This window comes from Roseicyclus sediminis, assembly GCF_025515305.1.
Lineage (GTDB): Bacteria > Pseudomonadota > Alphaproteobacteria > Rhodobacterales > Rhodobacteraceae > Roseibacterium > Roseibacterium sediminis.
This window is the reverse complement of sequence record NZ_JAOPHT010000012.1, coordinates 58,518-79,895: the sequence shown is the minus strand read 5'-3', so window position 1 is coordinate 79,895 and position 21,378 is coordinate 58,518. Positions and strand designations below refer to the sequence as shown.

Sequence of the window (21,378 nt, the reverse complement as noted above, 5' to 3'; positions counted from 1 at the left end):
TCAGGTCTCCCGCGTCTCGAAGTCGATCCGCGGGTCGATCCAGACATACATCAGGTCGGAAATGATGTTCACCAGAAGGCCGATCAGCCCGAAGACGAAGAGCGTGCCGAAGATCACCGGGTAATCGCGCTCCACCGCTGCCTCGAAGGCAAGCCGCCCCAGCCCGTCGAGCGAGAAGATCGTCTCGATGATGAGCGAGCCGCCGAAGAAGACGCCCACGAAAACGGCCGGGAACCCCGCGATCACGATCAGCATCGCGTTGCGGAAAACATGGCCGTAGAGGACCCGGCTTTCCTTCAGGCCCTTGGCCTTGGCGGTCATCACGTACTGTTTCTTGATCTCGTCGAGGAAACTGTTCTTGGTCAGCAGCGTCAGTGTCGCGAAGGCCGAGATCGTGGAGGCCAGCACCGGCAGCGTGATGTGCCAGAAATAGTCCGCCACCTTTCCGAGGACGCTCAGTTCCTCCCAGTTGTCGGACGTGAGCCCGCGAAGCGGGAAGACCTGGAAGTAGGAACCGCCCGCGAACAGGACGAGCAGAAGGATCGCGAAGAGGAATCCGGGGATCGCGTAGGCCACGATGATGACGCCCGAGGTCACCGTGTCGAAGCGCGTGCCGTCCCGCACCGCCTTGCGGATGCCGAGCGGGATCGACACGAGATAGGCGATCACCGTCGACCACAGGCCCAGGGTGATCGAGACGGGCAGCTTCTCGATCACGAGGTCCACGACCGAGATGGAGCGGAAATAGCTCTCTCCGAAGTCGAAGCGCATGTAGTCCCACATCATCAGGCCGAAGCGCTCCAACGCGGGGATCTCCTCGGCGACGCATTCCTCGGCATCGAGGTCGGGCCGGCCCGTATACCCCTCTTCGCAGACGATGCGCGCGAAGTTGAACTGCACCCTCAGTTCGTCGAGGAATTGCGGCGGAAGACCGCGCGCGCCCTGATAGCTGTCCTCGATCTCCGAGGCGCCGCCGCCCCCGTCGTTGCCCCCGCCCGAGATGCCTGCAAAGGCGTCTCCCTCACCCTCGAGCTGCGCCAGAACCTGCTCGACCGGGCCGCCGGGCACGAACTGGGTCAGCGCGAAGTTGATGATCATGATCCCGAGCAATGTCGGGATCATGAGTGCGATACGTCTGAGGATGTAGGCGCCCATGTCGCGTCAGAGAACGCCCTGGTCGCGCAACGCCTGCTCGGCCTCGGGGTCCACCCACCAGAAATCGAGGAAACCGATCCCGTAGGGCGGCAGTACCTCGGGGTAGCGGTAGTGATTGTAGTAGGCCACCCAGGCGCTGTCGTTGTACCACTGCGGGACACGCAGGCGATAGGCCCGCAACACGCGGTCGAGCGCGCGCGTGGCGATTTCCATCTCCTCTCGGGTCTCGGCCCGGATCACCGTTTCCAGAAGCTGGTCGACAGCCGGATCGGCGATCCCCGCCACGTTGAACAGCGACTCGTCGGCGCCGATCGTGCCGAAATACTGCCGCATGCTGGTGCCCGGCTCGTAGGACATCGGGAAATGGTCGGTCAGCATGTCGAAATCGGCGTCGCGCTGGCGCTGGCTCATCTGTGCGCCGTCGACCCGGTTCATGCGCGCGTCGATGCCGATGGCGCGCAGGTTCTCGACATAGGGGTTGATGATGCGGTCGAAGAGCGGGCCGGCATTGAGGAACTCGACCTCGAGCGTCCGACCCTCCGCGTTGCGCAGGAGACCGTCATCCCCGGGGGTCCAGCCCGCTTCCTCCAGCAACGCCGTGGCGCGCCGCGCCTGCGCCCTGTCGAACACGCGATCGGGGTTAGAGGGCGGCGTGGCGAACGGCGGATCGGTAAAGACCTCGTCCGGGATCGCGCCGCGCAGCGGTTCGAGAACCGCAAGCTCCTCCGGCGGGGGCAGGCCCTCGGCCTCGAGGTGCGTGTTCTCCCAGAAGCTGTCGATCGGCTGATAGAGCCCGTTGAAGAGGGTCTGGTTCGTCCATTCGAAGTTGAACATCAGCGCGATGGCCTCGCGCACGCGGGGATCCGCGAACTTCTCGCGGCGCAGGTTGAACACGAAGGACTGGCCCGAGGCGATCACGCCCTGGGGGATCGTCTCCTGGATGACGATGCCCTGGCGCAGACGCGGGAAATCGTAGCTGTTGGCCCAGTTCTGGGACGAGTTTTCCTGCCGGAACAGGTAGTTGCCGGCGGTGAACCCCTCGAAGGCCGCGATCGCGTCCGCGTAGTACTCGACGCGGATACGGTCGAAGTTGTGCCGGCCGCGATTGATGGCCAGGTCATTGCCCCAATAGTCGCGGTTGCGCTCGAACACGACCGAACGGCCCGGGTCGACAGCCCCCAGAACGTAGGGACCGGACCCCACCAGCGGCTCCAGCCGGCTTTCGTCGAAGTCGAGGCCGCTGTCGATATGGCTCTGCTGGGAGAAAACGGGCAGGCCGCCCGCCGCCTCGATGCGGCCGCGAAGCTGGCTGTCGGGGTTGAAGTCGAAACGGATCCGGCGCTCGTCCAGCACCTCCGCGCCTGCGATCGTGTTGGGGATGTTCGCGCGGAACGAGGGCAGACCCTCGTCGCGCAGGATCTCGTAGGAGAAGAGCGCATCCTGCGCCGTCACGGGCGTGCCGTCGGAGAACCGCGCTTCCTCCCGGATGGTGAAGATCACGTAGGAACGATCCTCGGGGTAGGCGATGCTTTCGCAGAGCAGGCAATAGGCCTCGCCGATCGTGTCCATCGTTCCTTCGAGCATCGACTCGAAGAAGATGTTGGCAAGGACGGCAGAGTTCCCCTGGTTCGTGTAGGGGTGCATCGAGTCGAACGATCCCCCGGCACTCGACCAGGAAAACGACATCTCCCCACCCTGCGGGGCGTCCGGATTGACGTAGGCGAGATGCTCGAAGTCGGCCGGATAGGTCAGGTCCTCGAGACCGAAGGTTGCGACCGCATGGGTCACGATCAGGTCGTCGTCCTGCGCCCGGGCCGGCTGGACGGCGAGGGCCCAGAGCAGCGCCGCGCCGGCCAGTGGCAGGGCGGCGAGCCGAACAAGGTGGAAAGCGCTTGGCGCGGCGGAAACGCAGGCATGGGCGGTGGGGCGATCTGGCATCAGGGTCTCCAAGCTCGTCCGGTGTTTCTCCCACAGATGTGGGCCGCATCACGTTAGTGACCAGTCCTGCCGGGGTTCAAGTTGAGATTGCGTGATCGACGGTGAACGCGCGGGAACCTTCCGGTCACGAAAAAGGCCGCTCCGGCAGGAGCGGCCCTTGTGAATTGGCGCGATACCGTCGGCTTACTGGACCGACGCGAGATATGCGATCAGGTTGGCCCGGTCCTCGACATCGGACATGCCGTTATAGGCCATTGCCGTGCCGGGCGCGTAGGCGCGCGGGTTGGCGATGAACTCGGAAATGTTCTCGGGCGTCCAGGCGCCGGTCGTGGCAAGGAGGCCGTCCGAATAGGAGAAGCCTTCCGCGCTGTGCTTCGGACGATCCACGACGCCGTGGAGGTACGGACCCACGCCGTTCTGGCCGGGGTTGAGCGAATGGCAGGCCTGGCACTGGCGGAACAGGCGCTCGCCGGCGGCCGGATCCGCGTTGGCGTAGACGTCGGCGAAGGCGACCTCGACGACCGGCTCCGCGGTTTCCGCACCGCCTTCGGCGTGCTCGTCGATGATGACGTAGCCGCGCACGTGGTCCTCGCCATGGGATTCGGTGTTGTAGAGGCTTTCGGCCACCCAGCCTCCGAGCAGGAAGATCAGCAGCGCCCCGCAGAACGCGCCGAAGGCCTTGGTGATGGTCATCGTATCAAGCATGGCTCACCCACTCGTGTCGCGATTTCGCGGGTATGTAGGGTGTTTCCACCCGGGGAGGCAAGGTGTAGGGAGCGCGACGAAACGCCCACATGCTCAGGTGGAGACATGACACAGCGCATCGCCTTTCAGGGAGAACCCGGCGCCTACTCGCACCAGGCCTGCCATGCCGAGCGCCCTCAGCTCGAAGCTCTGCCCTGCCCGACCTTCGAGGCGGTGATCGACGCGGTGCGCGAGGGACGCGCCACGCAGGCCATGCTGCCGGTCGAGAACACGACCTACGGGCGGGTGGCGGACATCCACCGTCTGCTGCCCGAGTCGGGGCTGCACATCATCGACGAGGCCTTCGTGCGTGTGCACATCAACCTCCTCGGCGTGCCCGGCACCGCCATTGCCGACGTGAAGGAGGCGTGGTCGCATCTCGTCCTTCTGCCTCAGTGCGCCCGCTTCCTGCGCGAGCACGGAATCACGGGGCGCGTCAGCACCGACAACGCGCGCGCCGCGCGGGACGTGGCGGAGTGGGCCGACCCGTCGAAGGCCGCTCTCGCCTCGGAGCTTGCGGGCGAGATCTACGGGCTCGACGTTCTGGCCCGCCATGTCGAGGACCACGACACCAACACCACGCGCTTCCTCATCATGTCGCGCGAACCCGACCTGACGCGCCGCGCCGAACACATGATGACGACCTTCGTCTTCCGCGTGCGCAACATTCCCGCCGCGCTCTACAAGGCGATGGGGGGATTCGCGACGAACGGCGTGAACATGACCAAGCTGGAAAGCTACATGGTCGACGGATCGTTCACCGCGACGCAGTTCTATGCCGATATCGAGGGCCACCCCGAGGATCCGCCCGTCCAGCGCGCGCTGGAGGAGCTGGACTATTTCACCAGTTACCTCAAGGTACTCGGCACCTACCCCGCCGATCCAGCGCGGGACTGAGCCCGAACCGACATGACCGAGCGCGCGCCGCCGACACTTTCGCCCACCTCGCCGCTCCGCGGGATCGGGCTGAAGATCGCGTCGGTCTGCATCTTCGTGGCGATGTCGGCCCTCATCAAGGCGACGTCCGAGGTCGTGCCGCCCGGGCAGGCGGTGTTCTTCCGGTCCTTCTTCGCGCTGCCGGTCATCTTCGGCTGGCTCGCGCTCAGGCATGAACTGCATACCGGCCTGAAAACGAAGGACCCGATGGCCCATGTCTGGCGCGGCCTCGTGGGCGCGAGCGCGATGGGCCTCAGCTTCACCGGCCTCGGCCTGCTGCCACTCCCGGAAGTGACGGCGATCGGGTATGCCGCGCCGATCCTAGTCGTGATCTTCGCCGCCATGTTCCTGGGCGAACAGGTGCGGCTTTTCCGGCTGTCGATGGTGGTGCTGGGTCTCGCCGGCGTCCTCGTGGTCCTGTCGCCGCGCCTTGCGGTCGATCCGGCCACTGCGGGGTCGGGCGAGACGCTGGGCGCCGTCGTCGTCCTTCTCGCCGCCGTCTGCGCGGCCCTCGCCCAGGTCTTCGTGCGCAAGATGGTGCATACCGAAAGCACCTCGGCGATCGTCTTCTACTTCTCGCTCACGGCAAGCGCGCTGTCGCTGCTGACGCTGCCATGGGGCTGGGCCTGGCCGCCGGCCTGGGCCTTCGCGCTGCTGGTGCTGGCGGGGCTGATGGGGGGCGTGGGCCAGATCCTGCTGACATCATCCTACCGCCATGCCGACGCCTCGCTGATCGCGCCGTTCGAATACACCTCGATGCTGCTGGCCATCATCGTCGGCTACACGGTGTTCTCGGAAGTGCCGACACGCAGCATGCTGATCGGCGCGGGCATGATCGTGGTTGCGGGCGTGCTCATCATCTGGCGCGAACGGCAGCTCGGCCTCGAACGTGCCCGCCAGCGCAAGGCAGGGCCGACACAGCCCTAGGGCGTCAGGCGCCGGATCGCGCCCGCCAGGTGCGTTCCACCGCCTGGGCCTGGCGCACCACCGCACCCTCGAGCCGCTGCATGACGCGGCGCCGCGCGATCTTCATAGTCTGAAGGAGGAGACGCGCCGACAGTGTCGTTGCGCGCAACTCCAGCATGACGGAAACCCGCGTCACATCCTGGGACAAGGGCACGAACGTCACCTCGTAGGTGCTGTCCATGCCGCCGATGCGGCTTTCGACGGTCAGGGTCTCGCCCGGCGCGAACACCGTGATCTTCGCCTCGATCGGCCGGGTCTTGCCGCGCACGGCGACCATGCCACGCCATGAGGCGCCGAGGCGCGCCTCGCGCCAGTCGCCGACGCGCGCGATCTCGGCGCCGCGCCCGCGGGCATCCTCCTCGACCGAGGCGAAATCGGTGAACCCGGTCCAGGTCGGACCCACCGGCGCCTCAACATCCTCCGAGACCCTGAACTTCACGATGTCCGCTCCGCCCTGTCGACGGCGCCTTCCGCGCCAGCCTCCTGTCGTGGCGGCAAAGCGGGGCGCGGGTCAAGCCGGTCCGACAGCCAGGCCTGCATCAGGAAATGGGCGATGGCACCCTTGCGCGCCCCGGCGATCTCGGGGTGACGGCCCATGAAGACCTCAAGCATCTCCGCGCGCGTGACCCAGCGCGCATCCTCCAGTTCGGAGGGATCGACGTGGATCTCGGTCGTCTCCGCATGGCCGTGGCATCCCAGCATCAACGAGGCCGGGAAGGGCCAGGGCTGACTTGCGAGGTACTGCACGGGCCCGACCTCGACGCCAGCCTCTTCCATCACCTCGCGGCGGACCGCGGCCTCGACGGTTTCACCGGGTTCCACGAAACCCGCCAGAAGCGAATACATCCGCTCGGGCCAACCCGGCGACCGGCCCACCAGCACCTTGTCGCCATGGGTGATCAGCATGATGACCACCGGATCGGTGCGGGGAAAATGGCTTGCGCCACAGGCTGGGCAGCGGCGCTGCCAACCGGCCTCCGACGGCTCGGAAGCCGCGCCGCAACGGGCGCAGAATCCATGCGTGGCGTGCCATTGCAGCAGGCCACGCGCCATCGCGGCGAGTTCCGCGTCCCGCGGCCCGAGCGCCGACATGATGGCACGCAGTTCGGCAAAGCCCGCGTCCGGGTCGGCTTCGCCCGGATGGCGCTGCACGGTTCGGTCGACGAAGGCGCCGACCTGCGCCTCGTCCACCTCGGCCGGCACCCATGGCGACACGTCGACCGCGAACAGGGGCCCGCCATCGGAAGCCAACCCGAGGAACACGGGCGCCTCCCCGGCCTCTGACAGGACGGGATGGCCGCCCCGCCGGAACGCCAGCCGGACCGGCCCCTCGCGCGGATCGCCGGTCACGAAGGGTTTGCCGCGCCAGACCGGCAGGATACCAGCCCCGCCCGCGAGCGCCGCTTCGATGAAAGACGCGTCACCGCGCAGATGAGCGGCCCGGTCCAGCCCCGATCCGCCGAAGACGACCTCTTGTGCACGCTGCATATCCGACCCCTGTGGCAAACCTGTCGATGACTATGGCACACCGGACACATCCGGCCACTCCAAGCCAGGATTTTTTTGGAATTTCCGAAAACAAGCTATTCCAAACCAGCGCTTACCGCCGTTTTCTTGCTTCGAAACGCTGGGTAACACGATGTCGCTTTGTGGCGATTTTGCAAGGAACCTCGGACAAGAAACCGAGGGTCTGTCGCGGGTGCATCTGCGCCTTCTAGCGACCAGCGACCTGCATGCCAATCTGCTGCCCTACAATTACTACACCGACAGCCGGGACGACGGCGTCGGGCTGCTGCGGGTGGCGGGCCTGATCGCGGCGGCCCGCGCCGAGGCGCCCAACTGCCTCGTGCTCGACAATGGCGATACCCTGCAGGGTGCGCCCCTGGGAGACGTCGCGGTCGCCGACATGCTGCCCTGCGGGGCGCCGCACCCGATGATCGACGCAATGAACGCCATCGGCTACGACGCCGCGACACTGGGCAACCATGATTTCGACTACGGGCTCGAAGCGCTGGAAGCGTCGCTGGCGGGCGCCCGGTTCCCGGTCGTCCTCGCCAACGCGGTCCGCCGCGACGACGGCACCTCGTTTCTGCCTCCGAGCATCCTGCTCACGCGTTTGCTGAGCGACCGGCGCGGGCAACTCCACGAGGTTCGCATCGGCATCACCGGCAGCGTGCCGCCACAGGTCGCGGCGTGGAACAGGACCATTCTCGGCAACAGGCTCGAATTCACGGACACGGTCTCCGGCGTGGCCCGCGAAGCCGCGGCACTCCGGGGGCGCGGGGCCGACCTGGTGATCGCGCTCGTCCATGGCGGGCTGGGCGATGGCGGCGACACGGGCGACCTGGCCGAGGGCGCCGAGAACACCGCGCAGGCCATCGCCGGCCTTGCCGATGTCGATGCCGTGGTCGCCGGTCACACGCACGAGGTCCACCCCACGACCTTCGATTGCCGCCCGGCCACGGATCGCACGCCGATCGTCCAGCCGGGTTTCTGGGGGTCGCATCTGGGGATCATCGACATCGCGATCGAGTCGGAGGAGCCGCAGAGGCGAGGAACGGCGCGCCGCTGGTCGATCGCGAAATCGCGGACCGAGGCGGTGCCGACCTCGGGCGACAACGCCGAGCGGGCGTCGGCACTGCGCCCTGTCTTGCGCGCCAATCCGCGCCTGCGCCGGAAACTGGCCGGTCAGCACCGCGCGACCCGGCGGTTCACGGGACGGGAAATCGGCGCCTGCCGGGTGCCCCTGAACACCTATTTCAGCTTCGTCGCGCCCTGTGCCGCGACACAGGTCGTCTCGGATGCTCAGATCGCCGCGGCCAGGTCGACCCTCGCACAGGATCCGATACTGAGCGGCCTGCCGCTGCTGTCGGCGGTTGCGCCGTTCCGGTGCGGCGGCCAGAACGGGCCGCACCACTATACCGACATTCCCGCGGGCGCGCTCCAGCTGCGCCATGCCGCGGACCTGTACGTCTATCCCAATTTCCTCGCGATCCTGCGAACCCGCGGCAGGGATCTGCGCTGTTGGCTCGAACGGTCGGCATCGCTCTATCGACAGATCGACCCGGACGACGCGTCGCCCCAACTCCTCGTCGACCATGCCTTCGCCGGCTACAACTTCGATCGGATCGATGGCCTGCTTTACGATATCGACGTGAGCCGTCCGGCCCGCACCAACGCGAGCGGCGATCAGCTCTTCGAGACCGACGGACGTATTCGCAACCTGCGCTACGGCGACGGCAGGCCGGTCCAGCCGGATGACCAGGTGCTCGTGGTGACGAATTCCTACCGCGCCGCTGGGGGGGGCCACTTCCGCATCTGCGAGGCATCGGAGACCGTGGTGACGGATGCAAACCCCGTGCGCGACCATCTCGTACGCTACATCCGCGAGGCCAACGCCGCCCTCTCCCCCCGCCCGTCGCCGACCTTCCGGCTGTGCGGCTTCGGGCGCGCAGAAGTCGTGGTCGAAACCGGGCCCGGCGCACTCGGCCACACCGAACGCGCGCGCGAGCTCGGCCTTGTCCACCGCGGTAGCGGCGAAGGCGGTTTCGAGCGCTTTGCGCTCATGGCGTGACCAGTCGCCACTTGCGACAGCTCAAAAATCAGGCACTCTGCTCGGGGATTGGGCATTTCCCGCGGCAAAATGAACCCGGCATGGGCCACTTGTTGACGGGTCGCCAAGGCGGGGTCTGAGTCAGGTCGGCGCCCGGTCCGATACGCCCGGCAACGCCGAGGCCACCCGGGACATCGAAAAAGGAGGATGCCTTGCTCAACCGTTTCACACCTTCCCTCGCCGCGGCGCTGATGGCAGCGACGCCCGCGCTTGCGCAGGACACCGAGATCCAGTTCGCGCTCGACTGGCGGTTCGAGGGCCCGTCTGCCCCCTATTTCCTCGCCATCGACAACGGTCACTTCGCGGCCGAGGGCCTTTCCGTGGAAGTCACCGCCGGCGAGGGCTCGCTCGACGCCATTCCGAAGGTCGCCTCGGGTGCGTTCCCGATGGGCTTCGCCGACATCAACAGCCTGATCCGTTTCCTCGACCAGAACCCGGGCGCGCCGGTCACCGCCGTCATGATGGTCTATGACAGCCCGCCCTTCGCGATCGTCGGGCGCGTCAGCCAGGGCATTTCGGGCATCGAGGACCTTGAGGGGTCCATCCTCGGCGCACCGCCGCCAGACGGCGCCTGGGCGCAGTTCCCGATCCTCGCCGCCGTCAACGACATCGACGTGTCCACCATCACGGTCGAGCCTGTCGGCTTCCCGACCCGCGAGCCGATGCTGGCTGAGGGCAACGTGGATTCGGTCACCGGCTTCAACTTCTCGTCCTACCTCTCGCTCTCGCGTCTCGGCGTTCCCGAGGAGGACATCACCACGATCATGTTCTCGGACCATGGCGTGGCGCTCTACGGCAACGCCGTGATCGCCAATACCGACTTCGCGGCGGCCAATCCCGAGGCGGTGACGGGCGCGCTGCGCGCCATCGCGCAGGGCTGGAGCGACGCGATCGCAGATCCGGCGGCCGGTGCTGCGGCCGTGCTGGAGCGCAACCCGGCGGGCGACCTCGAGCTTGAGACGCGGCGCCTGCAGCTTGCCATCGAGGGCAACGTGCTGACCGACTACGTGATGGAAAACGGCATGGGCAACATCGACCCCGACCGGATGGCCACCGCGCTGGAGCAGCTGCGTCTCACCTACGAGTTCCAGTCCGAGCCGGACATGTCGCTCTACTTCACCGATGCCTACCTGCCGGAGGCCGAAGTGCTGATGATCGCACCGCAGTGACGGCGCGCTGACGGATCGAACCTGCCCGGGGCCGCGACGACGGCCCCGGGAACACCTCTGCAAAGGACGGCCATGACGACGTCTCCCTACATGATCGAGCTGCGCGAGGTGTCTCACGCCTACCGCACCAAGGCCGGCGACCTGCCGGTGCTCGACGACCTCTCGCTCAAGATCCCCGAAAACTCGTTCTGCGCCGTCGTCGGACCTTCGGGCTGCGGCAAGTCCACTCTGACGCGTCTGGTTTCGGGGCTCATGAAACCGTCCGAAGGGCAGGTCTGGCTGCATTCGCAACTCGTGACCTCGCCACGGCCGACCGTCGGCATGGCGTTCCAGAACCCCGTTCTGCTGGAATGGCGCACGATCCTCGAGAACGTGCTTCTGCCCATGGAAATCGTGAAATCGACGATGTCGAGGGCGGAGGCCGAGAAACGCGCGCGCCATCTGCTCGAGCTCGTGGGGCTTTCGGGTTTCGAGGACAAGCGTCCGTCCGAGCTTTCGGGCGGCATGCGTCAGCGCGCGAGCCTCTGCCGGTCCATCATCCACAAGCCCGACGTCCTGATCCTCGACGAGCCGTTCGGCGCCCTCGACGCCTTCACGCGCGAGGACCTGTGGTGCACGATGCACGACCTGCGCGAGGAAGAACCCTGCACCTGCCTGCTGATCACGCACGACCTGCGCGAAAGCGTCTTTCTCGCCGATCAGGTCGTGGTGCTGTCCGGGCGGCCGGCGCACGCGCAATACGTGCTGGACGTCGACATCCCGGCCAAGCGCAAGCTTGACGATCTCTATACGCCCAGGGCGGTCGAGATGCTCGCCACGCTCCGTCACCAGATCCAGGTCGCGCAAGGTCGCGCGGCCGATGCCGATGCCCCCCTCGCCCAGCATGCGCCGCCCGCGAAACCCGTGCGTCGGCCGATTCCGGGGGCGATGCAATGAACGACACCCTGCGCAAGATCCTCGCCCCGACCATCTTCATCGTCGGCATCATCGCGCTATGGGAATGGGCGGTCTGGTACAACGATCTGCCGGACTACCGCATGGCCAGCCCTTCCGACCTGGTGCCGCGCTTCGTCCAGTTCTGGGACCTGTTCCTCATCAAGTCATGGGAGACGCTCTGGCGCACCGTGGTGGGCCTCGCCCTCGCCGTCGTCGTCGGAACGCTCATCGGCATGATCATGGGGTTCTCCCGCTTCGCGCGGGAGGGGCTCTATCCGATCCTCGTCGGCTTCAACGCGATCCCGAAGGCGACCGTCGTGCCGATCGTGGCGCTGATGTTCGTGGGACAGCACGATTTCAACACGGTGCTCGTCGCCTTCATGATCTCGTTCTTCCCGATCGCCGTGTCCGTCTCGATCGGCCTTTCCACGCTCGAACCCGAATACCGCGACATCCTGCGCTCGCTCGGCGCGTCGAACTTCACGATCTTCTGGAAGATCGCCCTGCCGAAGACGCTGCCGGAATTCTTCGGGGCGTTGAAGGTCGCGGTCACGCTCGCCTTCATCGGCACGAACCTGATGGAGATCGTCAGCCCGCATGGACGCGGCCTCGGCGACCTCTTCGATTCAGGGAGGATCAGCGCGGACTACCCGCTGATGTTCGCCGTGCTCCTCGCACTGGCGGCGCTGGGTATCCTGCTGTTCTACGTGGTGGTGATCCTCGAACGCATCTTCGCCGGCTGGGCCGAGCGCTCGCCCGGCTGACGTCACGGCATTTCAGCAAAAAACCGCCGCAAGGCCAAGGTTTGCTCGAATTCCGCGTCCAGTCCTGTACCGCGAAACGACCCGCGGAGTTCGAGTGATGAAGACCCTCTACCTGTCCATCGTGGCGCTGATCGGCGCGGCGTTCCTTGCCATGCTGGCCGTGGCATTCCTGCCCAGCGCCCCCTCGGGCGCAGGCGTCGAGGGCCCCGGGGAAACGGCGTCGGCCCCGGCGCCCGCCGCGCGGTCAGCGGTCGTGGCGCCCTTGCCCGACACCTACGCAGCGGGTCTCTTCACGGAAACCGACCGGAGCGACCTGCGCCCCCGCCCGGCGGAGACCCTGGAATACAGCCCCGATGTCGAAGGCGCCGAGCGGCATTTCCTCGTCCGCGGGTTCCGGCCGCGAAACTACAGCGCGTACGACGGCGGTACGGGCGAGGTCCCGCGACCGGTCATCGTCCTCTTCCACGGCGCCGGACGCACGCCCCTGTCGATGATCGACATGTGGCAAGAGGCGGCGGACGCAAACGGCCTGCTTCTGGTCTCCATCGCTTCGGCCACGGAGCAATGGACGCTGGAAGAGGCCGAGGCGGGGGTCGTGCTGGACATCATCGAGGATGCAGCAACGCAATACACGGTCGACGGCGAGCGCATCTTCCTCTTCGGTCATTCCTCGGGCGCGGTGATGGCGCAGTATCTCGCCAACCACATCGCGGGTCCGTGGAAGGCGGTCGCGGTCCATGGCGGCACCTATCCGACCACCGCGATCCGCCCGCGCGTCGATGCCGTCCCGATCCAGCACTATCTCGGCGGCAGCGACGCGATCTTCCCGAGCTACGACGCAAGGCTGTCGGGGCAGGCGATGGCGCAGGCCGGACACGACTTCGACCTCGCGCTGATCCCGGGGCACACCCACTGGTTCTACGTCGGCGGTCCGGCCTTCGCCGCCGACGCATGGTCCTGGTTCAGCGAACTGACCGCGGGCGGCGCTTGAACACGGCGCGTCGGGGCCTCGCCGCCGAGGGGCCGCCGAGGGGCCGCCGAGGGGCCGCCGAGGGGCCGTCGCGCGCGCATCATCGCCGACGGGGTGGCGTGGTCTCCCGGCCACCCCCCCGGCCTGACGATCCCAGGCTCAGCGCGCGAGCACGCGCAGGCGCGACAGCACCTCGCCCCGGTCGACGTAGCAGCCCTGCAGCCGCCGCCCGCCCGTCGACGGATCGAAGGCGTCCCGTCCATGCAGGACACGCCGGTTGTCGAACACCGCCATGTCCCCCGCCGCAAGCCGGAGGCGCACCTGGAAGCCCGGATCGCGGGTCAGCGCCATGAAGGCGCGGTAAGCGCGATAGTAGTCCGGCATGATCTCCGCGGGCATGTCGAAGATCCCCGCGAGATGGGCGTTCCACTTGATCTCGTGAACCTCGCCGCCATGGGTCAGGTTGATGACCGGCCGATGAACGCGGATGTCATGGTCCCGATCATGAAACCGGAACGGGATCGGCACCCGAGCGAGCATGTCGAAGGCATCCGGATCGGTCTGCCGCAACGCCTCGGCCATGGCGACACCGTCGGCGAAGACGGATCCACCGCCCTCGGCGTCGTTGGCGATGCAGTGCAGGAACTGGTAGCCGGGCGGAAGCTCCTGGTTGGCGAGGTCGGTATGCAGGGGCAGCGCCAGCGCCGTGTAGGCCAGGTTGTTGGGGTCGGGCTTGCTCACCACGTCGAAGTCGATGCCGAAGTTCGTGCGGCGCAGGAACCCGATCCGCTCGGCCAGTGCCAAACCGGCACCGGGTTCGGCCGCCACGCCGCCCACAATGGTGAGGCCGAAGATCACCGTATCCCGGAGCCAGGCCAGAAGCGCCGCGTCCTCCGTCGCGATTGCCACCGCGTCATGGCGGGGAACCGCAAGATCGCCGCGCCACGAAACATGCGGCAGATCCGCGGCGTCGGGCGCGGGATAACCCGGGCCATGCAGGGCAAGCCAGTCGAGGGCGTAACAGCTGCGCGCGCCATCGGACCACGCCACTTCGAGCCCGCCATCGCCAAGGCTTGCCGAGGCCGCCCTCGTGTTCGGGTCGACCGAAAGCAGATCGCCGACGCGTTCCTGCGTGTCGGGATGGAAGGCCGCCGGATCGTTGTCGCGCAGCCAGATATAGGGGTAGTCGCGCCGGCCGCCGTCGGGCCAGCCGAGCCCGAGCGCATCGCGCCCGAGCTCGATCGTGAAGGTCGTGGTCATGCAATGGGTCCTTGTTGTCCGGTTGGGGTCACGGGCCTCGGGGGCTCATGACGCAGCCGGCGGCGGCCACCATTGCTGGGTCTTGCCATAGGGCAGGCTGACCGGTCTCTGGGTGCAGGGGCGGCGCCTCACAGGCGGGCCGCTCCGAAGGTGTCGCAGGCCGCCGGGTCGCCGCTCTGGTAGCCGGTGACGAACCAGCGCATACGCTGCTCGGACGTGCCATGGGTGAAGCTGTGGGGGTTGGGCTGTCGCCCGGCGCGGGCCTGCAGGTAGTCGTCGCCGATCACCTCGGCGGTTCCGATCGCCTCCTCGATGTCGCCGGGTTCCAGGATGCCGTCGAGACGGCTCGCCCAGACGCCCGAAAGGCAATCGGCCTGCAACTCGATCATCACGGACACGCGGTTCGAATCGGTTTGCGACATCGCCGCGCGCGCCTGGTTGGCCTGGCCGAGGATGCCGAGTTCGTGCTGGACGTGGTGGGCGACTTCGTGAGCGATCACGTAGGCGGCCGCGAAATCGCCGCGCGCGCCGAGACGCTGCGCCATGAAGGCGAAGAAGGCCGTGTCGAGATAGGCGCGCTCGTCGGCGGGGCAGTAGAAGGGCCCCGAGGAACCCGAAGCGCCGCCGCAGCCCGACTGCGTCACCTCGGAAAAGAGGACAAGCCGCGGCGGCTGGTAGGTCGCGCCGAATTCCTCGGCGAAGATGTCGGTCCACACATCCTCGGTCGTGGCCAGAACCTGCGATGCGAAAACGCCGGCCTGCTCTTCCTCGGCCGAAAGCTGGACTGGGCCGCCGCTCGTCGCGCCGGGCTGTTGCTGGAGCAGAGGCGACACGTCGATGCCAGTGAAATAGGCGATGGCCAGGACCACGAGCAGGCCCGCCCCGCCAAGGCCCGCCGCACCTCCGGCGCGCCGACCGCGCCGGTCCTCCACGTTGCGGCTCTGCCGCACGCCTCTCAATCTCATGGCGCCTCCCCTTTTCCGGCCCGGCTCCCAGTGTCTTTGCCGGTCAGTCTAACACGCCGGGGTTGCGCATATGCATCGTTTTTCCTATCTCGGCTGCGAGAGGTTGGCGCGGGCAGGCGCCTCGCCAACCTGGTCAGGTCCGGAAGGAAGCAGCCACAACGAGCCCCGCTTGGGTCGCTGTCCAGCCTCTCACCCCAGCGCCCCGCCGAAGCCGCGGACGCGGCAGGCCGAAAACGGTCGGCCCGCGGGGGCGATCCCCTCCCCTTTATTGCGTGGTCGACGTCCATCGGCCTGCACGTTGCGCGGTTGCGATGGCGGAGTTCAGTCCCCGATCAGACCCACGGCCATCCATGTCCCGATCAGGACCAGCAGCGCCACCGCCCACCACCCCGGCACACGCGCCAGCCAGCGCAGGACCTCGCCCTTTCGCAGGGGTCGGGAGGAAAGCCAGAGAAAAAGCGCGAGAACCGCCGCGGGCAACTGCCAGCCGATGAAGCCCGCGACCCGGTTCAGTCCACGGGTGAAACCGTCACCGGTGGGCTCCGCCGTCAACGACAGGCAAGACAGGAGCATCGCCCCCGCCCAGAGGGCAAGGGCAAGCCAGATCGCCGTTCGGTTTCCAACCATGGACGGTAGCCTAGCACGCCAGCGGCGCCTCCGGCCATGTGTTGCGGCGGGCGCCGTCCGGGCCGGGACGCCAAGCAACGCGCGCCGGCGGCAGGTCTAGGAGAATCGCCCCATGAAGCTGGCGGCGAGATAGTTGAAGAACAGGCCGGTCAGCACCGCGCCCCAGAAATAGAGGACCGAAGCCTCCAGCGCGACGCGCAGGACCGGGCTCAAGTCCCGCCGCGTCCATTGCCACAGGAGAACCGCCACCACCGCCGCCGGGATGTGGAAGGCCGCGAACAGGCTGGTGAGGCCCGGTCCCATCGCCGCCATCACTCCGGAAAGTCCACCGGACCAGATGAGGGACAGCGACCAGAAGGCCAGCGCGGAGACCGCCATGACCCCGAGGAAAAGCGCCATCATCGCCACGAGTGCCCGTGGCGGGACATGTTCGGCCATCGGCCCTCCCTTTGCGCGGCGCGTGGCCATGGACCTCGCCCGCCGCCTCCCATAAGCTTCGCCCAACCCTCACCCACGCCCCCGAAGAGGCACCGCAGATGAGCGAGACATCCGAGGCAGGCTATCAGGTTCTGGCGCGCAAGTACCGCCCTCAGACCTTTGCCGACCTGATCGGCCAGGACGCGATGGTGCGGACGCTGAAGAACGCCTTCGAGGCCGACCGGATCGCGCAGGCGTTCATGCTTACGGGTATTCGCGGGACGGGCAAGACCACGACGGCACGGATCGTCGCCAAGGGGCTGAACTGCATCGGGCCGGACGGCACCGGCGGGCCGACAACGGAGCCCTGCGGCGTCTGCCAGAACTGCGTGGCCATCGCCGAAGGGCGCCATGTCGACGTGATGGAAATGGATGCGGCCAGCCATACGGGCGTCCAGAACATCCGCGACGCGATCATCGAGACGGTGAGCTACCGCGCGGCGCAGGCGCGCTACAAGATCTTCATCATCGACGAGGTCCACATGCTGTCGACGAGCGCGTTCAACGCGCTCCTCAAGACGCTTGAGGAACCGCCCGCGCACGTCAAATTCCTCTTCGCCACGACCGAGATCCGGAAAGTCCCCGTCACGGTCCTCAGCCGCTGCCAGCGCTTCGATCTCCGCCGGATCGAGCCCGAGGTGATGATGGCGCACCTGCGCAAGGTGGCGGGTCTGGAAGGCGCCTCGATCGCCGACGAGGCGCTCGCGCTGATCACGCGGGCCGCCGAAGGCTCGGTCCGCGACGCGATGAGCCTGCTCGATCAGGCCATCGCCCATGGCGCGGGCGAGACCGGGGCCGAGCAGGTGCGCGCGATGCTGGGCCTCGCCGACCGTGGCCGCGTGCTCGACCTCTTCGAGGCGATCATGGGCGGCGACGCACCCGCCGCGCTGGGAGAGCTTGCCGCGCAATATGCCGATGGCGCGGACCCGGTGGCCGTCCTGCGCGACCTCGCCGAGATCACGCACTGGATTTCGGTCGTGCGGATCACCCCCGAGGCGGCGGAGGACCCGACGATCTCGACGACCGAACGGCTGCGCGGCCAGGACCTGGCGGATCGTCTGCCGATGCGGGTGCTGACGCGGATGTGGCAGATGCTGCTGAAGGCGCTCGAGGAGGTGCGGCTGGCGCCCAACGCCATGATGGCCGCCGAGATGGCGGTGATCCGCATGACCCATGTCGCCGACCTGCCGACTCCGGGCGACCTCGTTCAGAAACTCGTGGACGCGCCGCCGCAGAGCGGTGGCACCGCGGGCGGCGGCCGCAACACATCCGCGCCCGCGTCCTCCGCGCCGACCGCCCGCGCCGCGCCGTCAGGGACACATCGCTCCGGCGGGAGCGGCCCGCAGGTGGCGGAACTGCGGGCCCCCGGCCCGGACCTCGCGCTCTACCCGACCTGGGAGAGCGTCGTGGCCCTGGTCGAGAACGCGCGCGACATGAAACTGCAGGTCGAGGTGAAGTCCTTTCTCCGCCTCGTCTCCTACGCCCCGGGCCGGATCGAGGTGGAGCCGACGCCGCAGGCGCCGCGCGACCTCGTCCACCGCTTCCGGCGGATTCTGGAAACCGCGACCGGCGCGCGCTGGGTGGTCACCGTCGGCACCGGCGGCGCGCCGACCGAAACGGAACGTGAGGAGGCCGCGCGCCGGGATCTGGAGGCCAGCGTCGCGCAGCACCCGCTGATGCAGGCGGTCAGCGCGGCTTTTCCCGGAGCGAAGATCACCTCGATCCGCACCCGCGAGGACCTCGCCCGCGAGGCCGAGGCCGAGGCGCTGCCTGAAATGCTAGACGACGACGCCGGCCCCGATGACGGCCCCGACGACTGGGACCCGTTCGAAGACGAATGATTTCGGCGGCGCGGCGCCGCACCGGCCGGCCGCACGCGCCCTGCGCCTTGTGACACGCGCCCATGGGGCGTATCTGGAACGAAACCGCATAAGGGGGATGTCCGAGATGCTGAAGGGACTGGGCGGGCTTGGCGACATGGCCAAGCTCATGAAACAGGCGCAGGAGATGCAGACGAAGATGGCCGAGATGCAGGACGCACTCGCCACCATGACCGTGACCGGCGAAAGCGGCGCGGGCCTCGTCAAGGCAACCGCGACCGCGAAAGGGGAGCTGACGGGTCTCGACATCGACCCCTCGATCTTCAACCAGGACGACAAGGAAGTGGTCGAGGACCTGATCCTCGCCGCGATCAAGGACGCGCAATCGCGCGCGCAGGAGAAGAGCCAGCAGGAGCTTGCGAAGCTCAGCGAGGAAATGGGCCTGCCTGCCGGCATGAAGCTGCCGTTCTGAGGCGCCCTTGACCCGCACACCGTCCCACGACGGCGCACCGCGCGACATCGAGGCGCTGATCGAGATCATGGCTCGCCTGCCGGGCCTCGGGCCCCGGTCCGCGCGCCGCGCCGTCCTGCACCTGATCGACCGCCGCGGCACGCTGATGGCGCCGCTGGCCGCCACAATGGCAAAGGTCGCGGAAACGGCGCGCGCCTGCTTCAACTGCGGCAACATCTCCACCGCTGATCTCTGCCCGATCTGCGCGGACGAGGCGCGGGCGCAGGGACAGATCTGCGTCGTGGAGGACGTGGCCGACCTTTGGGCGATGGAGCGCGGCGGCGCCTTCGCGGGACGCTATCACGTGCTCGGCGGGACATTGTCGGCGCTCGACGACATCGGGCCCGAGGACCTGCACATCCCGCGCCTCGTGGACCGGATCGCCGGCGAGCACGTGCGCGAGGTGATCCTCGCTCTCAACGCCACGGTCGATGGACAGACCACGGCCCACTACATCGCCGATGCGCTAGAAGGCACCGGCGTCTCCGTCACCTCGCTGGCCCAGGGCGTGCCCATCGGCGGCGAACTCGATTATCTCGACGACGGCACGATCTCTGCCGCCCTCAAGGCCAGAAAGGCGCTTTAATCCATGCCGATCGCTCCAGGATACACGGCGCTGATCTGCCCGGCCTGCACCGAGAACCAGCTCTGGATGACCGAAGAGGGGCTCGAGTGCCGCCGTTGCGGCCACGTCGTCCCGGCCGAGGCGGGCGTCCACGCGCTGAACCCCGCAGTGGGCGAAGTGCCGCCCGTGCCCGGCGCCTCCCCGGGACAGCCCGACGCCATCGTCCGCGCCTTCTTTCCGACCGAAGCCGCCCGCGCGAGCCACTATCGCGACCTCGACCTGATCCTCGGGCAGGTGCTGGGCAGGAAGAACCTGGGCGAAGTGCTTGAGATCGGCGCGTCCGGCGGCGCCTGGACAGAGGGCCTGTCCAATGATCCGCGCGTGCGGCGCCTCTATGCCACGGAAACCTCGCCTTCCGCCCTGTCCCATCTGGCCCAGATCACCGCCGGCGGCGCGGCGCTGGTGCTCGATACGGGCACCGACGGGCTGGGGATCGAGATGGCCACGCTCGATCTCGTCGTCGGCCGAGGAGCGCTCGCGCGGGAGGCCGATCCGCAAGTGCTCCTGACCAACGTGCGCCGCTGGCTGAAACCCGGTGGCGTCGCCGTTTTCCTGGAACCCTGCCTGCAGGGCAAGATCTGGAGCGCCTTCGTCATGGACCTCATCCGGCGCTTCGAGGCTCAGGGCGGCCCGGGCCCCTCGGGGGATGAAGGCGGCGGCTTCCTCGGTCGCAAGCCGGCACGCAACAAGGGCCTCAGCCAGCTCGCGCAGATGCGCCTCGAAGGTGCCGCGAGGCAGGTGATGCGCGGCGCGCAGGGCGAGGGAATGGGCGAGGATCGCGTCTTCGACATTTCCGCGCTCACGCATCTCGGCTACGAGATCGGGTACGCGGAATGCTACCCGATCGACCAGCCGCAGGAGGACGTGACCCCGCTCCGCCGGTTGCGAAATGCGCTCGACGGGCTGCTCGGCACCGAGAAGGGAGCGCTCGAGCGCTACGCGCCGGTGTTCGAAGCCCTGGAAGAGACCTTCGCGGCGCTGCCCGAAACGGCGCCCGTGGCGCCCAACATCTACTTCGTGTTCCGCGCCTGACCGCGCCATTCCGGAGGTCGCCGCGACCGCGGCGTCGCACATGCGTATTTCGGGAAAGATGAAGCGGGCCTGTCCTTCATCTTTCTTCAAATACGCATGGCGACCGCCCGGGTTCAGCGCATCGGACTGAAGATCGCGGCCTCGAGCGTGCAATCCCTGACCACGTCCGAGCCGCAGTCGCGCGGCTCCAGCGTGCGGGTGAGGCAGAGGCGCACCTCCTGCACCCGGCCCGCGCGGCAGGTGACGGTCAGCATGTCGGGTTCGAGACCGGGGTTGGCCTCGAGGAATGCCTCCTCGACAACGCGGGCGGGCAGGCGCACCTCGCGGTCGAGCCGGCGCAGGAGGTCCGGGCGCGCAACACGCTCGTAGGCCAGCCGGGAGAGCGCGTAGTAATCCTCCGACGACAGCCCCGTGCAGACGCCGTGCTTGCGCCACTGATGCCAGGCAAGTCCCGAGGTCCCCATGATGTCGGCCATGGCCGCGGTCTCGCGCCGCGACGGGGCGCGCGCCGATGTCGGGCAGTAGCTCGGCCAGCCCTCCTCGTATTGCGGCCAGAGCCCGTGCAGCGTGAAGCCGAAACCCTGCCCCGCCTCGCATTGCGGGCTATCGCGCGCGTCGCCTTCCAGCGCGCACCAGCTTGGCGTCCAGCTCAGCGAAAGGACGTAGTAGTCGAATTCGCCCGCCCTCTCGCCCTCCGCCATCGCCGCGAAGGGCCAGAGCGCGACCAGTGCCGCCAACGTCATGAGCGCCTTGCGCATTAGCCCTTCCCTCCGGCCCGATCCGGGCCTATATACGCTGCGATTTCCCCGAAATCGAGGATCGGCGGGCCAAAGCCCGCAGCCGCTCCGCCGGCCCTGACCTCTTTTTTCG

Annotated in this window: 21 protein-coding genes and 1 other RNA gene; 12 read left to right on the top strand and 10 right to left on the bottom strand. The window is 67.8% G+C overall.

Annotated elements, in window-relative coordinates:
* From N8I71_RS14935 to N8I71_RS14925, 3 genes are all read right to left on the bottom strand, one after another.
* The gene (locus tag N8I71_RS14935) at positions 1-1,155 is read right to left on the bottom strand and encodes a microcin C ABC transporter permease YejB (RefSeq protein WP_262878806.1); all 1,155 of its coding nucleotides are present in this window, start codon (positions 1,153-1,155) and stop codon (positions 1-3) included.
* A 6-nt stretch (positions 1,156-1,161) separates the two neighbouring features.
* On the bottom strand, positions 1,162-3,093 hold the full coding sequence (locus N8I71_RS14930) for an extracellular solute-binding protein (protein WP_262878805.1): 1,932 nt from the start codon (positions 3,091-3,093) through the stop codon (positions 1,162-1,164).
* 183 nt (positions 3,094-3,276) lie between these two features.
* Positions 3,277-3,786, bottom strand: coding sequence for a c-type cytochrome (locus N8I71_RS14925; RefSeq protein ID WP_406676106.1), 510 nt, complete (start codon positions 3,784-3,786; stop codon positions 3,277-3,279).
* Positions 3,787-3,903: 117 nt separating this feature from the next.
* Between N8I71_RS14925 and N8I71_RS14920 the strand changes: the two genes are divergently transcribed.
* Positions 3,904-4,734, top strand: a complete 831-nt coding sequence (locus N8I71_RS14920; protein WP_262878803.1) for a prephenate dehydratase — start codon at positions 3,904-3,906, stop codon at positions 4,732-4,734.
* A 12-nt stretch (positions 4,735-4,746) separates the two neighbouring features.
* On the top strand, positions 4,747-5,700 hold the full coding sequence (locus tag N8I71_RS14915; protein WP_262878802.1) for a DMT family transporter: 954 nt from the start codon (positions 4,747-4,749) through the stop codon (positions 5,698-5,700).
* 4 nt (positions 5,701-5,704) lie between these two features.
* Here the strand turns inward: N8I71_RS14915 and N8I71_RS14910 are convergent, their stop codons facing one another.
* Both N8I71_RS14910 and nudC read right to left on the bottom strand, forming a co-directional pair.
* A complete protein-coding gene (locus tag N8I71_RS14910; RefSeq protein WP_262878801.1) occupies positions 5,705-6,178 on the bottom strand; it encodes an SRPBCC family protein in 474 nt (157 codons plus the stop codon).
* Entirely contained in the window at positions 6,175-7,227 is a 1,053-nt protein-coding gene (nudC, locus tag N8I71_RS14905) for an NAD(+) diphosphatase (RefSeq protein WP_262878800.1), read from the bottom strand. The genes N8I71_RS14910 and nudC overlap by 4 nt, the downstream gene beginning before the upstream one ends.
* Before the next feature lie 151 nt (positions 7,228-7,378).
* Here nudC and N8I71_RS14900 point away from each other — a divergent pair, with 151 nt between their 5' ends.
* The 5 genes from N8I71_RS14900 (at position 7,379) to N8I71_RS14880 (ending at position 13,212) form a co-directional block, all read left to right on the top strand.
* Positions 7,379-9,313: a bifunctional 2',3'-cyclic-nucleotide 2'-phosphodiesterase/3'-nucleotidase gene (locus N8I71_RS14900; protein WP_262878799.1), complete on the top strand. Its 1,935-nt coding sequence runs from the start codon at positions 7,379-7,381 to the stop codon at positions 9,311-9,313.
* 230 nt (positions 9,314-9,543) lie between these two features.
* The gene (locus N8I71_RS14895) at positions 9,544-10,521 is read left to right on the top strand and encodes an ABC transporter substrate-binding protein (RefSeq protein ID WP_262878855.1); all 978 of its coding nucleotides are present in this window, start codon (positions 9,544-9,546) and stop codon (positions 10,519-10,521) included.
* Positions 10,522-10,593: 72 nt separating this feature from the next.
* Positions 10,594-11,457 carry an ABC transporter ATP-binding protein gene (locus tag N8I71_RS14890; protein ID WP_262878798.1) on the top strand — a complete coding sequence of 288 codons (864 nt, stop codon included), beginning with the start codon at positions 10,594-10,596 and terminating at the stop codon, positions 11,455-11,457.
* A complete protein-coding gene (locus N8I71_RS14885; protein WP_262878797.1) occupies positions 11,454-12,221 on the top strand; it encodes an ABC transporter permease in 768 nt (255 codons plus the stop codon). The genes N8I71_RS14890 and N8I71_RS14885 overlap by 4 nt, the downstream gene beginning before the upstream one ends.
* Before the next feature lie 97 nt (positions 12,222-12,318).
* Complete coding sequence (locus tag N8I71_RS14880; RefSeq protein ID WP_262878796.1) at positions 12,319-13,212, top strand: dienelactone hydrolase family protein; 894 nt, start codon at positions 12,319-12,321, stop codon at positions 13,210-13,212.
* 138 nt (positions 13,213-13,350) lie between these two features.
* On the opposite strand, the gene N8I71_RS14875 is transcribed toward N8I71_RS14880, so the two are convergent.
* Positions 13,351-14,451 (bottom strand): TauD/TfdA family dioxygenase, encoded by a 1,101-nt coding sequence (locus N8I71_RS14875; protein WP_262878795.1) that lies wholly within the window; start codon positions 14,449-14,451, stop codon positions 13,351-13,353.
* A 128-nt stretch (positions 14,452-14,579) separates the two neighbouring features.
* Positions 14,580-15,416 carry a KPN_02809 family neutral zinc metallopeptidase gene (ypfJ, locus tag N8I71_RS14870; RefSeq protein ID WP_262878794.1) on the bottom strand — a complete coding sequence of 279 codons (837 nt, stop codon included), beginning with the start codon at positions 15,414-15,416 and terminating at the stop codon, positions 14,580-14,582.
* Positions 15,417-15,513: 97 nt separating this feature from the next.
* Between ypfJ and ffs the strand changes: the two genes are divergently transcribed.
* Positions 15,514-15,610, top strand: an RNA gene (gene ffs, locus N8I71_RS14865) — signal recognition particle sRNA small type.
* A 127-nt stretch (positions 15,611-15,737) separates the two neighbouring features.
* Here the strand turns inward: ffs and N8I71_RS14860 are convergent.
* Both N8I71_RS14860 and N8I71_RS14855 read right to left on the bottom strand, forming a co-directional pair.
* On the bottom strand, positions 15,738-16,043 hold the full coding sequence (locus N8I71_RS14860) for a hypothetical protein (protein WP_262878793.1): 306 nt from the start codon (positions 16,041-16,043) through the stop codon (positions 15,738-15,740).
* 96 nt (positions 16,044-16,139) lie between these two features.
* Complete coding sequence (locus tag N8I71_RS14855) at positions 16,140-16,481, bottom strand: hypothetical protein (RefSeq protein ID WP_262878792.1); 342 nt, start codon at positions 16,479-16,481, stop codon at positions 16,140-16,142.
* Here N8I71_RS14855 and N8I71_RS14850 point away from each other — a divergent pair.
* The 4 genes from N8I71_RS14850 to N8I71_RS14835 all read left to right on the top strand — a co-directional run bounded on the left by N8I71_RS14850 (position 16,460) and on the right by N8I71_RS14835 (position 20,508).
* Complete coding sequence (locus tag N8I71_RS14850; protein WP_262878791.1) at positions 16,460-18,361, top strand: DNA polymerase III subunit gamma/tau; 1,902 nt, start codon at positions 16,460-16,462, stop codon at positions 18,359-18,361. The genes N8I71_RS14855 and N8I71_RS14850 overlap by 22 nt on opposite strands.
* 106 nt (positions 18,362-18,467) lie before the next feature.
* On the top strand, positions 18,468-18,812 hold the full coding sequence (locus tag N8I71_RS14845; protein WP_262878790.1) for a YbaB/EbfC family nucleoid-associated protein: 345 nt from the start codon (positions 18,468-18,470) through the stop codon (positions 18,810-18,812).
* Positions 18,813-18,819: 7 nt separating this feature from the next.
* Positions 18,820-19,437, top strand: coding sequence for a recombination mediator RecR (gene recR, locus N8I71_RS14840; RefSeq protein WP_262878789.1), 618 nt, complete (start codon positions 18,820-18,822; stop codon positions 19,435-19,437).
* Between the two features lie 3 nt (positions 19,438-19,440).
* The gene (locus tag N8I71_RS14835; RefSeq protein WP_262878788.1) at positions 19,441-20,508 is read left to right on the top strand and encodes a class I SAM-dependent methyltransferase; all 1,068 of its coding nucleotides are present in this window, start codon (positions 19,441-19,443) and stop codon (positions 20,506-20,508) included.
* A 113-nt stretch (positions 20,509-20,621) separates the two neighbouring features.
* Here N8I71_RS14835 and N8I71_RS14830 read toward each other — a convergent pair whose 3' ends face one another.
* On the bottom strand, positions 20,622-21,266 hold the full coding sequence (locus tag N8I71_RS14830) for a ribonuclease T2 (RefSeq protein WP_262878787.1): 645 nt from the start codon (positions 21,264-21,266) through the stop codon (positions 20,622-20,624).
* Positions 21,267-21,378: the final 112 nt, after the last annotated feature.

Coding starts and splice junctions, on each gene's coding strand:
- N8I71_RS14935 (WP_262878806.1), bottom strand. CDS start 1,155: ATGGGCGCCTACATCCTCAGACGTATCGCACTCATGATCCCGACATTG.
- N8I71_RS14930 (WP_262878805.1), bottom strand. CDS start 3,093: ATGCCAGATCGCCCCACCGCCCATGCCTGCGTTTCCGCCGCGCCAAGC.
- N8I71_RS14925 (WP_406676106.1), bottom strand. CDS start 3,786: ATGACCATCACCAAGGCCTTCGGCGCGTTCTGCGGGGCGCTGCTGATC.
- N8I71_RS14920 (WP_262878803.1), top strand. CDS start 3,904: ATGACACAGCGCATCGCCTTTCAGGGAGAACCCGGCGCCTACTCGCAC.
- N8I71_RS14915 (WP_262878802.1), top strand. CDS start 4,747: ATGACCGAGCGCGCGCCGCCGACACTTTCGCCCACCTCGCCGCTCCGC.
- nudC (WP_262878800.1), bottom strand. CDS start 7,227: ATGCAGCGTGCACAAGAGGTCGTCTTCGGCGGATCGGGGCTGGACCGG.
- N8I71_RS14900 (WP_262878799.1), top strand. CDS start 7,379: ATGTCGCTTTGTGGCGATTTTGCAAGGAACCTCGGACAAGAAACCGAG.
- N8I71_RS14895 (WP_262878855.1), top strand. CDS start 9,544: ATGGCAGCGACGCCCGCGCTTGCGCAGGACACCGAGATCCAGTTCGCG.
- N8I71_RS14890 (WP_262878798.1), top strand. CDS start 10,594: ATGACGACGTCTCCCTACATGATCGAGCTGCGCGAGGTGTCTCACGCC.
- N8I71_RS14885 (WP_262878797.1), top strand. CDS start 11,454: ATGAACGACACCCTGCGCAAGATCCTCGCCCCGACCATCTTCATCGTC.
- N8I71_RS14880 (WP_262878796.1), top strand. CDS start 12,319: ATGAAGACCCTCTACCTGTCCATCGTGGCGCTGATCGGCGCGGCGTTC.
- N8I71_RS14875 (WP_262878795.1), bottom strand. CDS start 14,451: ATGACCACGACCTTCACGATCGAGCTCGGGCGCGATGCGCTCGGGCTC.
- ypfJ (WP_262878794.1), bottom strand. CDS start 15,416: ATGAGATTGAGAGGCGTGCGGCAGAGCCGCAACGTGGAGGACCGGCGC.
- N8I71_RS14860 (WP_262878793.1), bottom strand. CDS start 16,043: ATGGTTGGAAACCGAACGGCGATCTGGCTTGCCCTTGCCCTCTGGGCG.
- N8I71_RS14855 (WP_262878792.1), bottom strand. CDS start 16,481: ATGGCCGAACATGTCCCGCCACGGGCACTCGTGGCGATGATGGCGCTT.
- N8I71_RS14845 (WP_262878790.1), top strand. CDS start 18,468: ATGCTGAAGGGACTGGGCGGGCTTGGCGACATGGCCAAGCTCATGAAA.
- N8I71_RS14835 (WP_262878788.1), top strand. CDS start 19,441: ATGCCGATCGCTCCAGGATACACGGCGCTGATCTGCCCGGCCTGCACC.
- N8I71_RS14830 (WP_262878787.1), bottom strand. CDS start 21,266: ATGCGCAAGGCGCTCATGACGTTGGCGGCACTGGTCGCGCTCTGGCCC.